This is a genomic window from Methylobacterium sp. CCH5-D2 (genome assembly GCF_001556475.1).
Taxonomy (GTDB): Bacteria; Pseudomonadota; Alphaproteobacteria; order Rhizobiales; family Beijerinckiaceae; genus Methylobacterium; species Methylobacterium hispanicum.
This window is the reverse complement of the sequence record NZ_LSIX01000210.1, coordinates 1-340: the sequence shown is the minus strand read 5'-3', so window position 1 is coordinate 340 and position 340 is coordinate 1. Positions and strand designations below refer to the sequence as shown.

General features: G+C 71.8%; 1 protein-coding gene. It reads right to left on the bottom strand.

Annotated features, from left to right (window positions below; translation table 11 throughout):
• Positions 1-340 (bottom strand): ATP-binding protein (locus AX737_RS05470; RefSeq protein ID WP_245293400.1); only part of this gene is annotated, 340 nt, incomplete at both ends.

The window sequence follows — 340 nt, the reverse complement described above, 5'->3', positions numbered from 1 at the left end:
CTCGCCGCCGGACTGCTTGGCGAAGCCGAAGACCTGGGAGAGGCCGAGCCCCGTGCCCTGGCCGACGCCCTTCGTGGTGAAGAAGGGCTCGAAGATCCGCTCCAGATCCTCGGGGGCGATGCCGGCGCCCGTATCCGAGATCGACACGGCCACGAAATCGCCGGGCACGCTCGGATGGGTGCGCACCGCCGGGATGGCGGAGGTGGGACGGACGCGGATGCTCAGCCGTCCCTCGCCCGCCATGGCGTCGCGGGCGTTCACCACCATGTTGACCACGGCCGTGTCGAACTGGCTCGCATCCGCGTTCACGGCGAGGCGCTCGGGGCCCGCGTGCCGGTCC